The organism is Streptomyces sp. P3 (assembly GCF_003032475.1).
Classification (GTDB): Bacteria; Actinomycetota; Actinomycetes; order Streptomycetales; family Streptomycetaceae; genus Streptomyces.
The window spans coordinates 7188577-7204431 of the sequence record NZ_CP028369.1 but is presented as its reverse complement, the minus strand read 5'-3'; the positions used below and the strand labels follow the sequence as shown (position 1 = coordinate 7204431).

8 protein-coding genes are annotated in these 15855 nt (G+C 68.5%); 4 read left to right on the top strand and 4 right to left on the bottom strand.

The genetic code is table 11. The annotated features are described in order from the left end of the window. Positions 1-532: 532 nt before the first annotated feature. Together C6376_RS31570 and C6376_RS31565 are read right to left on the bottom strand one after the other, a co-directional pair. Positions 533-2638, bottom strand: coding sequence for an N-6 DNA methylase (locus C6376_RS31570; protein ID WP_159083319.1), 2106 nt, complete (start codon positions 2636-2638; stop codon positions 533-535). 136 nt (positions 2639-2774) lie between these two features. Then, on the bottom strand, positions 2775-4097 hold the full coding sequence (locus C6376_RS31565; RefSeq protein WP_107446505.1) for a serine/threonine-protein kinase: 1323 nt from the start codon (positions 4095-4097) through the stop codon (positions 2775-2777). A 108-nt stretch (positions 4098-4205) separates the two neighbouring features. Here C6376_RS31565 and C6376_RS31560 point away from each other — a divergent pair, with 108 nt between their 5' ends. The 4 genes from C6376_RS31560 to C6376_RS31545 are packed head-to-tail and all read left to right on the top strand — an operon-like array spanning position 4206 to position 13519. Then, the gene (locus C6376_RS31560) at positions 4206-5864 is read left to right on the top strand and encodes a PD-(D/E)XK nuclease family protein (RefSeq protein ID WP_159083318.1); all 1659 of its coding nucleotides are present in this window, start codon (positions 4206-4208) and stop codon (positions 5862-5864) included. An 11-nt stretch (positions 5865-5875) separates the two neighbouring features. Further along, positions 5876-7039 carry a hypothetical protein gene (locus C6376_RS31555; protein ID WP_159083317.1) on the top strand — a complete coding sequence of 388 codons (1164 nt, stop codon included), beginning with the start codon at positions 5876-5878 and terminating at the stop codon, positions 7037-7039. Then, on the top strand, positions 7032-10604 hold the full coding sequence (locus C6376_RS31550; protein WP_107446502.1) for a signal recognition particle: 3573 nt from the start codon (positions 7032-7034) through the stop codon (positions 10602-10604). The genes C6376_RS31555 and C6376_RS31550 overlap by 8 nt, the downstream gene beginning before the upstream one ends. 47 nt (positions 10605-10651) lie before the next feature. Continuing rightward, entirely contained in the window at positions 10652-13519 is a 2868-nt protein-coding gene (locus C6376_RS31545; RefSeq protein WP_107446501.1) for a DUF3962 domain-containing protein, read from the top strand. Positions 13520-13850: 331 nt separating this feature from the next. Here C6376_RS31545 and C6376_RS45705 read toward each other — a convergent pair whose 3' ends face one another. Beyond that, a complete protein-coding gene (locus C6376_RS45705) occupies positions 13851-14081 on the bottom strand; it encodes a DUF6308 family protein (protein ID WP_367881091.1) in 231 nt (76 codons plus the stop codon). A gap of 329 nt (positions 14082-14410) precedes the next feature. Further along, the gene (locus C6376_RS31535; RefSeq protein WP_159083315.1) at positions 14411-15769 is read right to left on the bottom strand and encodes a helix-turn-helix domain-containing protein; all 1359 of its coding nucleotides are present in this window, start codon (positions 15767-15769) and stop codon (positions 14411-14413) included. Positions 15770-15855: the final 86 nt, after the last annotated feature.

The window sequence follows — 15855 nt, the reverse complement described above, 5'->3', positions numbered from 1 at the left end:
GACGATCATCCGTAAGCCAGCCGACGCGGTCGCCAGCGCGTCGTTAGTACCACTACCCAGCCGTTCCTCAGCTGAATGCCGGCAAGACTCACGACTCGTTCCATCGAACTCGCCGCCCGTCAACGAATTCGCGACGCTGCAGTCGAGAGTGGGGTGCGCCTCCTCGCACAGGGAGCCACCTGGCAGGGCCCGCCGCCTCTCCTAGCCCCCGTGGATGCAGCGAACACGCCAGAAAACGACATCGAACAGGCATGCACATTGGAGTGAAGGCGACGAGCAGACCCGCGCGACGGGCACTCTGCCAAACTGCGCGTACGTCTACCGGCACGAGCGGAGATCGTCGGCGTTTTGCCGATCCCCGCCCCTTGTCGGCGCTCGAATCCCTCGCTCGCCGTCGTGGTCTGCCAGTGCCCCGGATCAAGAACGCCGGACTCGAGCCCTGGCTGGATCAGGCCGATGCCGTGCGGACGTGCCCGCCGGTGAGGCGAGGAACGGCTTCCCGGATCCGTTCTTCACGGCTACTGCGTCCGATTCATTTGTCCAACGCGTCGAGCGCCCCGTCAACCAGGGCGCTGGTCAGGGCCCGAACGGCTTCATGTCCTGCCTCGGCAAGCCGGGACAACGCCGCATCCCACTCGGTAAGACGACGCAGGGTTTCGCTCCGGCGTCGTTGTTCCTCGATTGCCAACACGGGCAGACGCAGCCGTTTCACATCGATGCGGAGGGCTCCGCTTGTTCCGGTGGACGTTCGGGCTGCCTTCGTGGCGTTCTCGGAGCGTGTGAGAGCGCCGGCCGCGAACCACGGGTCGAGGAAGTCCAGATCCACGCGCACGGCGTGCACGCCCGGCCCCAGCCGGGCTCCGATCTGCTCATCCGTCGCGACCCGGGCGACCAAGGTTTGGGCGATTGCTGGGATGAGGATGTCGTGGGCCCGTACCCGGGCCGCCGGGTCGTCGTCGGGGCTGACGGGAACTGAACCGCTGGCGGGTCGGCCGGCGATGACGTCCTGGCTCGTCAGCGCTGGTTCGTGCCGATCAGGGTCGGGGGCATCGCGGTGTGCGGCGCGGGCCGCATGGCGGTGCAGGCTCAGCGCCCCGGTCCGAGAGAGTTCGCCCAGCGTCGCAGTGGGACCGCCAGACGCCGTAGGCGCCTGGGCGGGGGCAAATTCTGGCAACGTATTTCGGAGGGAATTGAGTTGAGCCTTCACGACCGCTGGCATCTTGAGCAGGTCGTCGGGCGGGCACGGAATGGAGTCCGGGTTCGGCACGCGATGCCGGGGGGTGAAGTCAACGTCCTCGTCGAGCAGCTCGGCCAGCGGCACATCCCGGGCGAAGTCTGCATCCGTGGCCAAGGGTCCGTGTCCCTTACGGTAGCGGTCCCACAACGGAGCGATGTGGCGGCGCAGCGCCTCGAGACGGACCTTCGGGCGCACGTTCGCATCCAGAGGCACGTCGTCGCCGTTGACGAACAGCACACCTGTAGGTGGGGTGCTGTCCTCGTACGGACGTTGGAGAAGCCATACATGCACGCCGTTGCCGCTGCCGACGGTCGCCGTCGGGGGGAGCCCGACGACTGCCTGCAGGGCGCCGCGCCGGACCAATTCGCTGCGGATGCGGCGTCCCGCGGGACGCGCAGCCACTGCGGGCGGCAGGAGCAAGGCGGCCCTCCCGCCGGGCTTCAGCTGAGCCAACACGTGTTGTACCCAAGCAAGTTCGGGTTCGGTACGCGGGGGCAGACCTCCATAGGCCCACCGGGGATCGAAGGCGAGGCGGTCGTGGCCCCAGTCGCGGGGACTGTGGGGAGGACTGCCGACGACGGCATCGACGTGGTCGACGGGGAAGGCGCCCTCAAGGAGCGGATCGCCGACGCGCAGGCACAGTTCGTCGCCGGTGCCCGAAGCGGCCCTGGCCTGCTGCCGCAAGACCAGCAGGCGCAGCAGCGCGATGCGCACGTGTTCGGGACGGGCGTCCAGCCCCAGAAGCTGTGGCGTGCCGCCTGCCGCGTTCACCCTGTCGAAGGCGGCGCGCAAGAATGTGCCGGTGCCGCAGGCGACGTCGAGGACAGAGGCGGCGGGGCCGACGAGATCCAGCATCAGGCTGACGACAGGCACGGGCGTATCGGTGAGGCCGGCCGCGCCTCGGGCTGTCACGTATTGCGCGTGAAGGTGCTCCAGAATTCCAACACGGTCCTCTTGGTCGCTCAACGAGCACGAGACCTCGAGGATCTCTCGGTGCGTTGGTGACCATGCGACCGGGAGGTCCGTCAAGAGCACGTCGGCGTGACGGGGTGAAGTCAGCAGACGCACGGCGTCGGCAAGTTGGCGAGGGGTGGGCACTTCGGCAGGCGCCGTCAGGAGTGTCAGGCCGACCAGGACGAGGGCCTCTGCGGACTGCCCGGCCGTCCCGAGCGCTTCCAGACGCTGCTGGAGTCGGTCGAGCGGGCCGACAGTGCGGAGCTTGCCCTGCTGGTCGAGCCATAGCTCAACCTCGTCCAGGTCGAAGGCGGGGCTCGCGGCTGTGCCGGCGATCGGCCGAGGGAAATCCTGGTGGCGTCGGCGCCAGTTACTCACTGCGGCCCGGCCGACACCTGCGATCCTGGCGATGCCCGTGGCCGTCACGGTGGTCGGTTCTTCTGTCACGCCATGCTCCCTGCGTCCTACCCTGTTTCTGCAGACAGAGCGTGAAGCGTACCTTCGTTCTACCGTGCGTGTATGTTCTTCACGCGTCGATGACGGCACCGCGCTCGGAACCGCGTGCAGTGCATCGAGGCACGGATCAGTTCCACGTTCCGTCCTCCTCGCATCCCTCGATGCCTTCGTCGATCTCGCGCACTTCTGGACTCTCCTCTCCGAATGCGAGGACGGCGTCGGGGCGCACGTCGACGTAAGCGGCGTGCGCCTGCTTCGACAACCCCTGTTCACACAGCAGGCCGGCGTGGTCGATGCCCAAGCGGACCACACCCTTCTCGATGCGACCGAAGTGGCCGACGGCCGATGCCAGGCACTCCTCGATGCGCTGGACGGCGCCTCGCAGATCACCATTGGCCGCCTGTGCGGCAGCGTCGGCGCGAACCTGGGCCAAGTCGTCCCGTCTCAGGTCGGTTCGCCGCGTCCGGCTGCGGGCCAAGGCATCCATCCGGGTACCGGGAGAGCGCCGCGGAGGCGGCGTTGACGGTTGCGGCGGGGGCGGTGGTGAGCACGGGGCACGCCAGAGCAGGGCCGGATCGAAGCGGCCGAGCCGGGGGCCACCCGTTCCCCTGAGGTCGTCCAGATGCGGGTGGCAAGCCCCGTACAGGGCTCGCGCGTCGGGGAAGCGCAGTTCCGGGTCCTTGTGCAGCAGCCGATCGATGATGTGGGCCAGCCATGGTGGGGTTTCGGGGCGCACGTCCCGGGTCTTGCGGGGCGCCTGATCAATGTGGGCGCGCGCCATCGCGTGAGCGGTCGGCGCGTTGAAGAGGAGTTCTCCCGTGACGAGTTCAAATACGAGGCAGCCCGTGGAGTAGAGGTCACTGCGGGGCTCGGCGAGACCGTCGGCGGCCTGCTCAGGGGCCATGTACGCCGCGGTGCCCGGCACCTGGCCGGTGGCCGTCAGTCGCGTCGCGTGGGGGTCGGAGACGGCGACGATGCCGAGGTCCACCACCTTGATGACGCCGCCTGACGCGATCATGACGTTGGTCGGCTTGAGGTCGCGGTGGACGAATTCGGCGTCGTGCAAACAGGACAGCGCGGTGGCGAGTTGAGCCAGGATCGCCGTGATCGTGGAGAAGGACAAGGGGTGATGGTTGGCCGCCAGCTCCGCCAGGGTGGGTCCCTCGATGTACTCCATGACGAGATAGGGCTCGTCGGCGTGGTATCCGAAGTCGTACACCTGGGGGAAGTGCCGGCAGCGGCTGAGCCCGGTGGTCGCCTTGGCCTCACGCTCCAGGCGATCCGCGTAACGCCCCTCTTCTCGTTCGACGTTGTGCGCGTGGAGCTGCTTGACGGCGACCTGCCGGCCAAGGCTCAGGTCGTACGCCAGGCTCACCTCGCCCATCGCGCCGCCACCAAGCCGGCGCACGAGGCGGTACCGCCTGGCGATGATTTCGTTCTGTGAACCCACCTGAGGTCCGTTCTCTGCAATGAATTTGACGAATCATCCGCGCGTGAACCGTAGCAGCATGTAACCTCCGGTGAATGTTGTTCACAGACACGGGTGTGAGGAGTGCGCGTGACTGAGTGGCCGCTGCCCGCAGGAACCACGGGTGACTCGGGCCTGATCAGAGTGTTCACCGGAGGCGCGAAGGAGGGGGACGAGGACTGCCCCACGCTGCGGGCCGTCAAGGCCCGGCCACGCCTTCGCCCCACGCACCGCACCCCCTACAAGCCGGCGGACTACGAACCGTTCGCCCTAGCCGCCGTAATGCGCCGGCTCGACACCGTAGAGTTCGGCCGCCCCCGGGACGATCCGGCCCGAGTGCGCCCCTCGCACCCCGGGCTCGAGCGCTATGCCGAGCATGCCGCAGCCCAGTACCTGGACGCGGTCAAATCCCTCGATCCAAGAGGAGAGTTGCTGCCCGATCCGCAGTACTGGGTCAAGCAGTCGAGGACAGCAGCCGAGGGTCAAGGCACTTCCACCGTGTACGAGTTGAGAGTCTGGGGGCGCTGCTACGCCAGCCGTGACCGTGCAGTGTGTGAGCTGCGCCTGCTCCGGTTCGGATCGGTGCAGCCCGGGCGACGCGGGCCGGCTGAGCGGGATCCGGCGGAGGTCGCGATGGCGGCATACGTCGCTGCCCACGGCGGCCGTGCACCGGAACCCACCCGATGGGGTGACGCGCACGACGTGCACAGCGCCGTCACCCCGCAGCGGGTACGGGTCGTGGAGATCGGCTGCCTGGACGGCTCGGTCCGTCCCCCGCTGTTCGACGGGACACCCCAGGAAGCCGAAGCCGCCTATCACAAGCTCGCCGCGCCCCGCCTGCGCGCCACGGTCGATGCCGTGGACAGGCGCCCGGGCCCCGGATGCGCGACCTGCAAGCTCGCCGCTTCCTGCCCTGACCTGGCGCGCACGCCGGGCATCTTGCAGATCGCGGACGGGGCACGGCCTCGCCGCACCCTGTCCGTCACCGATCTGCGCCGCCATGCGAACTGCCCCGCGCAGGAACATCTGCGGCGCATCCATCTGCCCTACGACAAGGACGTCGAGCACGACCATCACGTGGTGCGCGGGCACGCGGTGCACGCCTGGCTGCAGCATCTGCACGCGCGCACCCCACAACGCCCCTGCACGCCGGACGACGCCCCCGCCGACCGGTCCGACTGGGCGGTCGACGACTGGCACCTGACGGGGGACGATGCCGAACTCGGTGCCCGCCTGATCGCCCGTCATGCCGCCGTGTGCCCGCTGCGCCACGCCGATCCGGATGCCGCGCTGGTCGCGGAAAGGCTCCTCACCTTCCACGACACACAGGCCGATGTCGTGCTCGTGGCCAAGCCGGACCTCCTGTACCGCAGTGGCGGTTCGGTGGTGTGGCGTGAGGTCAAGAGCACCAAGTACCGCACCCCGCGCGGGGGCAAGGACATCCTGGAGCTGTATCCCCAGGCGGCCCTGGCCGTGGTGTTGCTGGCCGACGGTGCACTCGGCGGTGACGTGCGCCGCTCCCGCGTCGAGGTGGAGATCCTGCGGCCCACCGGACCGGACCTGGAACTTGTCTCCCCCCGTCAGGCCGACCGTGTTGCCACAGCCCGGCAGGTGCTCCACGACCTCGCCGCCCCGTGGCATGCGGACCGCACATCCGCCCCGAACCCGGGAACCCAGTGCGCCCGCTGCGAGGTGTCCCGTTGGTGCCCCGCCGCACCCTCCTCCTCTGCTTCGTCGTCCCTCCAGTGAAACGGACCACCGTGCCCCCCGATGACTCCGCGCTTGTCCCGCACCAGGGTCTGACTCTGCTGCGCACCGTGGCCTCCGCCGTCCTCGATCTGGATGCCCTGTCCGACCTCGGTACCTTCACCCTCCCCTACCCGGACGAGGCACAACGCGCCCTGGACCGCACCGTGCTGGCCTGCCTGCTGCGCGGCGCCGACCCACCCCTGAGCGTCAGCGACCTGCTCGTGTGGTGTCGCCAGCGGCCGGTGACCGAGTGGCCGCTGGACCTCCCCGACGGTCTGGCGGGCTCGGAAGACCGCCTCATCGACGAGGACGCCTGCGTGCCCACGGACCTGTGCTACGAGTGGGCCGTCGACCGGCCCGACTCGGCGACCGAGCAGATCGACCGGGCCCTGATCGGCCTGGCGATGGACCGCTGCCGCAGCGCCAACGCCCCGGCCAGTTACGTGGCCTTCCGGCGCCTGCTCATCGAACATCCCGTGCTCACTCGGGACAAGGCCGCCGAGATCGCGCTGGAGCCGGCCTTCACCCCACTCGACGGACTGCTCCAGCAGATCTACCTGCCGGCCCCCATCGGCTGGGCCCGCGGGGGCCGGTTCACGTCGTGCCGGCGCTGCCACACCCTGCTCGCCCCCATGCGGGAGGGCGGCTGGTGGTGCGAGAACGCGCGCTGCCGGCACCAGGGTGACGCGCCCGTCGGCCCCGCGTACGACGAGCTCGAGGGCGGCGGCGTGCTGCTACTCACCCGGCCTTTGCGCCTGTTCGTCACCTCCCCCGGGGTCGCCGAACTGCGCCTGGAGCGGGCCCTGTTGCGCCTTCGCCTCACCCCTGAGCTGTGGCCGAACTACGACGCATACGACCTGCGGATCCCGCTGCCGGACGGGCGAGTATGGGCCGTCGATGTCAAGGACTGGGCCAACCCCGCGCTTCTCGGCCGCAACGCCGGGCCGCTGCCCAAAGATCCTCCCTACGACGAGGCGTTTCTCCTCGTACCCGACCACCGGATCGCCTTGCGCCGCGACTACGTGTCCGTAGTCCGCCGGTACCTGAGGGCCGAGGTACGCAAGTCGACGACCGTGCTCAGCCACCGGCAGCTCATGGCAAGGATCCGAACCACCCTGGCCGACGGCCCCGGCGGGCCGTTCGCCGACGACCAGGCGGAGGACGCCGATGCGTGACCAAAAGCAGTGGCGCGACGATCTCATCGCGAGCCTTCTTCCGTACTTCGCCGACGATCCCCAGCCGGACCTCGCGGCAGCCCGGTTGTGCGAAGTCGAACTCGGGCTCTGCCTGGTGGAACAGCTGCTGCCCGGGCATCCCGCACAGGCCGGCTGGACCCTCTTCGGCGGATACCCCTTCGCCGCCGCACTCGGACACGCCCAAACGCCCGCACAGCAGCGCATGCTGCGCATCGGCCGCCACCTGCTGTGGCCGCTGCGTCGGCGCCGCATGTGGACCCAGTCCCTCGACACCTATCTGACGCTCCCGCCCGAGCTGCGCGGCTTCCATCTCGCCGGCAAGGACGACACCCCCCGGCGGCGGAGCGTGTCCATCGCCCACCACCGGTGGGCCATCTACGCCCAGGCCCTCGCCGCGGCCCCGCCCTACCAGACCCGGTCGCTGCCACTGGCCGAGCCCGGCGCATGGCGCTTTCTGGAAAGCCGCACCTGGACCTCGGTGGAGCTGCCCAAAGAACTGCCCGCCGAGGAAGCGACGCCCCACGCTCTCGGATCATCGGCCGCCCCGGACGGCAAGCCACTGGAGGCCCCCTGGGAGGAACTCCTCGCAACCGCCACGTGGATGGAGGACCAGCTGCGCGGCCCCGACGACCCCGACGGCGGCGACTGGCGGCACAGACTGGAACGGGTCGAACTGTGCGTCCGCAAGCCCGAGTCGGGCGACTTCGCACCGGAGCACGAGGTGCTGCGGATCGACCGGATGCTGCATCTGCTCGGCATGGTCGGTGCCGGAAAGAGCACCCTGCGGGACATCCTCGCAGTCTGGGCGGCCACCCACGACAAACGCGTCACCTTGGTGGTGGGCGATGTCGCCGAGGCCCTGCACCTCGTGTCCCTGTTCACCGCGCTCGGCCTCAAGGCGGCTCCCGTCCTGGGGGTGACCACACGCGAGCAGCATCTGCAGCGCACCCACCGCCGCCTCGCCGCACAGGACGGCGGCACCTCCCTGCTCACCCACGACGCGCTGAGCCTCGACTACCTCAGCACGGCCTGCCCGCTCGATGCCCTGCGCGGAGTCGAGGCAGCGGAGCCACTCGCCTACCGGGCCGCTCCCTGCACGCAGCTCTTCCCGCCCAAACGGCGGCCAGCTCAACGCCCGCTCACCGCTCTGGCCACTGACGGATCGCAGGACACGCCAGCCCCGAACCTGCGCAAACGCCACGGCTGCCCTCTATGGCACCGATGCCCGCGTCATCACGGTGCCCGTGAGCTCGTCGCCGCGGACATCTGGGTCGCCACCCCCGCTGCCCTGGTCCACAGCGCCGTACCCGCCCACCAAAACGAGGAGCGCATTCGCTTCCTCGAACTCGCCTGCCGGCGCAGCGACTTGATTGTCGTCGACGAGGCCGACCGCGTGCAGATGCAGCTGGACACCATGTTCGCCCCCGCCGCCGTGCTCACTGGGCGCACGCCCAACTCCTGGCTCGACGAGATCCACCAGCACAAGATCGACGAACTGGCGCGCGGCGGACGCATCCAACTGTCCAACTCCACCGTCATGGAGTGGACGGCGGCCCTGCACACCGTCACGGTCGCCGCTGACCGCATTTACCACATGCTGCTGGGCCACCGGAGCCTGCGCGACTGGGTCGAGGCCGACTACTTCAGCTCGTGGACCCTCCAGTTCAAACTCATCTCGGACTGGTTCGGCAAGCCCTCCGACGCCGACACCGATCCGGCCGACACCCCCGACCAGCCCGCCCCCGAATGGGACGAGGACATCGGGCAGGCCGCCGACGGAGACGAGGAGACGCAACCTCCCGAAACCCGTCAGCCGGTCACACCAGACTCCTCAGGCGACGCGCGACGCGACGCCGTCGTGGCGGTCCTTGACGCGTTCCGCGACGACCCGCTCGGCGACCGCGAACCACGCGACCCTCAGGTCGACTCGCTGGTGCGACTTACCCGTCAGCTTCTGCACGCCATCCGCCCCCGCAACGCCCGCCGCCTGGTCGAGCGAGAACTGCTCTCGCTTGCAGGGGACGCCGTGCTGGAAAGCCCCGACAGCGTGAAAGAGCAGGTGCTGCGCTTCGAATTCACCCTCCTGCTGTCCGCCCTGCACACCCGGCTCGACCTGCTGACGGAGCTATGGCCGGGGGTCGAGGCCGCCTTGAACTTCGGGGCATCGAGCAACGTGCTGTCCCGCCGCCCGCCCGAGGACTACCGGCCGTTGGTCCCCGAATCACCCATGGGCAACATCCTCGGCTTTCAGTTCCTGTCCGAGGACGCAAGCCTGGGACAGCTGCGCAGCGGCGAACTGCGCTTCTTTCGCTGCGCCGGAAATGGTCGCGAACTCCTCCTCCAACTGCCGGAGTTGACCATCGCGGACGGTCTTCCCGGACCGAACGTGCTGCTCATGTCGGGCACCAGCTGGGCCGGCCGCTCCACCCGCTACCACGTGCTCACCGAGGTAGGAGCCCTCCTCAAGCCCCCGCCGGCGGAACGCGCCGCCATCAACGAGACCGTCTTCACCACCCGCTTCCTGACCGGTCCAGACGGCCGCCCCCTCAAGCTGTCCGGCACCAAACCCCACCTGCGCCCCCTCGTCCTCGAACACATGCTGGACCGGCTGGCCCGTCGCGGCACCGACGGCAAACCCAGCGTGTTCGAACAGGAACTCGCCGCCGTGAACAACGAACGGCGCGAACGGCTCCTCGTACTGACGGGCTCCTACGACGAGGCACGTCGCGCGGCGGACATCCTCAACCGCATCCCCCGGTGGGCCGGAAAGGTGTGCCGCCTGGTCGCCGACGACGCGGACGAGGAGCCCGCGTTCTACTCCAGCCCGGCCATGGGCCCCGACGGCGGCACGGTCGTAGCCCTGCGCCGCGGCGACGTGGCCAATTTCGCCTCAACCGGCATGGAGATCCTGGTGGCTCCCCTGCTCGCAGTCGAACGCGGCCACAACATCCTCGACCGAGGAGTCGCCGCGATCGGCTCGGTGTTCTTCCTGGCCCGCCCCCACCCCCGCCCCGACGACATCGGCCTCGCCGTGCAGGCCGTCAACGACTGGGCGGCACGCCTGCAACGCGACGGCACTTTCGATGAGTTCGTCCGCGCACAACCGAGCCTGGACAAGGCCGGCGCCCAATTCCGCACCCTTGCCCGCGCACGGTGGCGACACCTGCTCAACCATCCTCTGGCCTGGAGCCGGCTGAACGAGGACGAGAAGATCTCCTTCACCTGGGACCAGTTGGTCGTCATCTGGCAGGTCATCGGCCGTCTCGTGCGCGGCGGCGTCCCCGCCCGCGTCGTCTTCGTCGACGCTCCATTCGCCACCCGGGCCGCCGCAGGCAAGACGGTGCCAGATACCTGGCGGACGAGTCTCCTGCTCGCCATGCGGCACGTCCTGGACCCTTACCTCGCTCCGCCCCCGGCCGACGAGACGACCCCCGGCGCTGTACCGATCACTGCTCTGGACCGGGCCCTCGTCAAAGCCCTGTACGAACCCCTACACACCGCGCTCGCCGGCATCGTCCCTTCCGCCCCGGACCCGACCGACTGAACCGCACGGCCATTCCCTTACCCCTGTACACGAAGGGACCTCCACACGTGCCCTCCTACCCCACCGTCAGATTCACCGCGTTCGAGCCCGCCCGCGGCACGGACTTCATCCGCCAGACCCACGGACTCGCCTTCCCCGCCTCGTGGCGGGCCGAGGTACTGGACTTCTACCGGATCGGCAAACGCGAACCGAAAAGGATCAACCAGGTACCTATCCGCAGGCTCAACGAGGTCATCCGTGCCGTGGCACCCGACCTGCTGTGTGTCGCGCGCGGCGCCACACTCGACGACAACACCCCATGGCTGTACGCAGAAACGCCGCTTCCGCTCCCTGTCATGCGGCAGCTCATCCACGCCTGGATCCGTGACCTGCACTCCCCGCGCACCCGTAAGAAGTACCCGGACATCACCGAACGGGCCACCAAGCTCAGCGCCTCACTGGACGTGGCTGGGCTGACCTGGCAGCCACACACCGTCGACCTCTTCGCGGGCACAACCTCGCCCGGCGGCACCTTCGAGCCGGACCCGCTGATCCACCAGCTCCTGCCCGACGCCCTCGCACAGAGCATCGCGAAACTGGATCCCTACCGCTTCGAGGGCGTCGAGATGACGTTCAAAATCGCCGCCGCCGAACGCGGCGCCGAGCTCGTCTCCTGGCCGCCGCGTGACCACCAGGACGACGATGGAATGTGGTGGAAGTTCTCGTTCGTCATCACGCTCACCGTGCAGACCGTGCCCTTCGCCGGCGACTTCCGCCTCCATGTCCGCACGGGAGTTCGCCGCTGGCGCACCGGTGGGCCCGTGCCCGTACCGTATCGGCGGGCCGTGTCGGCGTACCTGCTCGCGCAAACGCCCTGGCTAGGGCAGTCGACAGGAACCGGACGGCTCTCGGTGTGCCGACTGGCCATCGACCGCAACACGTCCCTGCCCCAGTGGACGCGCGGAGGCCCCCAAGGCATGCTCAGCAGCCTCCGGTTCTCTCGCGAACTCCCGAACGCAGCGGCAGTGCAGGAGAACCCCGACGCCTGGATCCCCGGGAAGGAAGGCATCCAGATCAGCGTCGTGCATGCCACGTCGATGGGCGGCCATGGCGTCGGCACCGGTCTCATGCCGCGCGACCGTTCCCCCCTTACCGACTGGGCAGCCGGGGCGTTGCTGCCTCACCTCACCCAGCTCGGCGACTTCACCCGCAGCCGATTTCCAGTCCTCCCACGCAATCTCCCCAAGACTCCGACAGCCAAGACGAGGGAGGAACGCGCCCTCCAGAAGGTCGAGTTGGAGCGGAAAGGCCACAACGAACGACGCGCCGCCCTGGCACGGGTACTCGACGGCCGGCCCCTGATCGTCGAAGCGCGCTGGCAGAACGACCGCACGCGTGGCGCCCTGATCGAGCAACTGGCAGTCTTGTTGGGCCTGGACGGCCCGGGCGGAACGGACAAGGCCGTACGTACCTGGACGACACCAGAGCTGACGGTGCGCCTGTACCTGGAAGACGCCGGTGTCGTCGCCGCCCGGCTCGACTTCCCCGACGGCCAGCCGAAACGAAAGACCCTCACCACAGCGATCAGTGCCCGCCGGCGAGAGATCGCCGAACTGTGCGAGCGCGACGAACGACCAGACGTCCAGGCCGTCGTGGTCGAGATCGGCCACCCGAAGTCCTTCCGGCCCGACTTCGTGGACCCCAAGTTCGCCGTACGCCTCGGGTATGCCGATGCCGGACGGTTGACAAAGTTCATCACCTTGCCGAGCTCGCACTGGAACACCGCCACCAAGAAGAGCATCGCCCACCGAGCCCTGCAGGCGTGGAACGACGTCCTTCGGCAACTGGGCGTCTGCACGGCACCGGAACACAGTGTGGACGAACTGCCCAAGGACCTGGAGTACGTCGCACTGTGGATGGTCAAGCGCCGCGCCGACGGGCCCACCCGCAAACGCCGCACCTCCCCTGTCGCCGTCAAAATGAGCGCAGCCGACAGCTCGGTCATGGGGTGGGACCCCGATCGTGGGGACTGGATTCCGTACCCGGAACTCCTGCTCTCTCTCGCCCGCCACGCCGAGATCCCGGGCGAGTATGAAGAGTTCGACGAGGAAGACCAAGACGGCGAGGACGGTGAAGTCACAGGAGCGACCGGGGAGGAGGACGCGCCGAGGCCGGAAGCCGAGGATGGAAAGAGACAACGCACCACGACCTGGGTTCCCGATCTGGACGATCAACGGGCCGAGACGGCCCAGTTCATCCGGGCGATGCTCTACAGCCTGCGCGACCGCCACGTCCTGCTGCTCTCGCACGCGCAGAACTCCCGTCTGCACTGGCCATGGCTGACCAACGGCCGACTGCGCCCCGACGCCCTCCAGTTCGGCCCCAACCCGGCCCAGCACATCACCCTGTACGGCGAGAATCTGTGCCATGTGCGGGTACGCGACCACGCATCCGACGAAACCCCCCAGTGGTTCGCCCCGGACGACGACACCGCCGATCACGGCTTCGCGAGCGGCCTGTGGGCCCACCCGGGCGCCGACGACGACCACCGCGTGTACTACAGCACCGGCGAAAAGCCCCACACAGCCAAGCACGCGGTGAAGACCGCCTCGAAGATTGCCACCCGGATCCCGCTGAAGAAGAAGCGCTCGGAGGATGAAGAGGACAAAGAGCCGGAGCCCGTCATCGACACGGGCACCAACGCATGGAACCCGGCCGCACTGGAGATCGCGGTTGTCGCCGTGCCAGAGAAATCCAGCGTGCCGGGACCTTGGGCCGCCATCACCCACCAGTTGCGCCGCGCGCCTGACTACAACGTGACCCTAGGGCTTCCACTCCCGCTCCACATGGCGGCAAAGACCGCACAATACGTCCTGCCACACGACGGCGAATCCGACGAGTCCTCCGGAGAGGAAGGTTCCCCACCGAGTCGGTGACTTGCAGGCTCATCCCGCACGGGCATGCGTGGCGGGCCGGCGTCGTCACCTCGCGGCACTCGACTCCGGCCGCCCAGCGGCTGAGGTCTTGGTCTTGCCCGCCGACCCACGGTCGGCACACCGTCCACCTCGACGTAGTCGGACCATCGGTTTACCCAGCCGGGATACTGCTCGGGGAGGTTTTCCCGCAGTTGCTTCTCGACGGGCGACAGCGTCGGGCACGGCTTGAGCTCTTCGGGCACCGGCAGGGCTCAGTAGTCTGCGCTCAGCGTCGCCCGCCTCGGGGCATCGGCCTCCGCATGCGCCTCCCCGCCACACTCCACCTCAGAGCTCAACTCGTCGCGACCTGACCCTGCCGGCCTTGGTGCATCCAGGCGACGACGTCGAACACACGCAGGACGCCGATGTCCTCACCGATACCCGCCTGATCGCGGAGATGGACCAACTGATCATGGAAGGCACCGTTGTCTACCCGCAGGGCCGCAGCCAGCGCGGTCCAGAAGGAGTGGTCCGCCTTCGGTCGCTCGAACAGCTGCTTGATGCGGATGTCGTAGATGGGGATGAGGTGCGGCCGCTTGCGGGCCAGCAGTTTGCCTGCGACAACCGGGCCGCTGCCGTCGGGTTTGCCGGGGTATTGCTTGCTGCCGGATAGGGCTGCACCGGTGGGGTAGGGATACGACCCGGCAGATGCGGTCCAGTGAATTCCAGTCCAAGTCCGCTGGTATGCCCGTCGACCCGCCGTAGGAACGACGGCCCGACGAGTCCGGGTCCGGATCGAAGGGAGCCAGGAACAGACTCGTCCAATTGTTTGTCACAGTGCGAACCTAGAGGACGCCGCTGATAGGCCACGCCGATCAACCGTAGAAGCCCCTTCTGGCCAGCGGTCGACAGTCAGTCAACGGTGTCGTCGGTCATGTCGACGTTGGCTTGAGTGGCCCACTGCTGCACGCCAGGGCCGTAGCGCTGTGAACTCCAGTATTTGGTCCGGATGACGCCGTCAGTGGTCATCTGGAGGGTCTCCGGGTAGCCGAAGTGCTGGATCAGGCCAGCTGCGAGGACGGAGGTGGCCGCGATCAGGCCCGGTCCGTCTTCGGCTAGGTCGTCGATGTCGAAGACGGAAGTCGCTTGGGGTGGCTCGGTCACCTGGTGAGTGCCAAGACTGCCGCCGAGATTGGCGTGTCCGCGTGGGTGACGCAGTTCGGCCGGAAGGTCGGCGTTGACAGGGGTGATGGTCACGCGGACTGTGGCAGTGCCTCCTGCGGCAGCTCGGTCCCGTGCGTGGCGAGCCAGGAGCCGGAGTCCGGACCAGATGTCGAGGACCAGGTCCTCATCTTCGATCCGACTGACCGTGGTGTTCTCATCCACCTGGCCGGGTCGGGCAAGGTCGGTGCGGTTGGCGGCGACGGCGGCGAAGGTGCCGGCGCCGCTTTGGTGGAACTCGCACGCGATCCACTTGGCCGTCGCGGGCTCGGAGCCACCGTGCGCCATCAGACGGCGGCTGCCTACCGTGACGTGCCGGACGTACGCACCACGCGGGATGACGAGCAGGTCCTTGTCGCGGGTTTCCTGCTGGAAGGCTCGCAGGGCCTTGGTGTCGAGGATGAAGTCCCCACTGAGGTCCGGGACCAGGGTGACAACGACGTACGTCTGGTCGCTCACGTCCAGGCGGCCGATCAGGTCCCGCTCGTAGCGGAGCAGGTCGTCGTGGCGGGACTGGCGACGAGCGAAGCGGTCCTGGTAGGCGGCGGCCACTTCGGCCTCCGTCAGGTAGATGATGCTGGCGCCATTGCGGCGCGGGTAGCGCAGGCCCTGGTTGACCAGGACTCCGTGCGGAGCGGAGGGGCTGCGGGGCACAGCGATCATCAGAATCCCATGACCAGGTTTGTCCGGGTCCTCGATCTGCTCAACGTCGAAGACGGGCAGGGGGTGGACCTGGTCGGCCACGATGTTTCGGATCCGCAACACCTCAGCGTCGCTGAGCGCGACCCCGGGGAGCTCTGTCGCCCGGGCCTGGTCGTCTTCGGCAACTCCCAGCAGCAGGACTCCACCGGCGGTGTTGGCCAGGGCCGCCACGTCACCGGCCAAGTCCCGCTTGGCCTTGTCGTTACCGCCATAGAGCTCCCCCTTGAACTCCAGGTCGTAGGACTCAGAGACCGCGTTCGTCCTCAGGGTGGCGATCTGAGCGTGCGAGACCGCGTCGAGCCGGGCTCCGAAGAGCCCCTCCAGACGGCGGGAGCGAAGAGCAACCATCACGCCCGATGCTGCCCGAACCACCCCCATCTGTCACAGGATTAAGCAGATCCACCGGCGCGCGCCGAAAGCGCTCCGTGCCGTGG